Source organism: Rhizobium sp. SVR5-9E, from assembly GCF_056755095.1.
Map to the genome: position 1 here is coordinate 1 of NZ_JBNDHS010000831.1, position 231 is coordinate 231.

Genomic DNA, 231 nt, shown 5'->3' on the forward strand with positions numbered 1-231 from the left:
AATTTTTACGATCCAGTTTGCAGGCGCAGCAGGATCTACCTCTGCCGTTACCTCAACATGCTTGTACGTTGTTCCCTGAAAAGGAAGGGTCGTGTTCATATCCGGCGAATGAAAAGAACTTCCTGCAGTATTGAAAAATTCAACATTGTTATTATCTGTTGTGTTGGCTACCTGCCCGTATGCAACGTGTACTTTACTCATTACCGCAGTAGTGGTATTGTTCTAAGTGTC

General features: G+C 43.3%; 1 protein-coding gene. It reads right to left on the reverse strand.

Annotated elements, in window-relative coordinates; all coding sequences use genetic code 11:
• Positions 1–201 (reverse strand): hypothetical protein (locus tag ACPYOJ_RS37175; protein WP_481420657.1); only part of this gene is annotated, 201 nt, incomplete at its 3' end.
• Positions 202–231 lie beyond the last annotated feature (30 nt).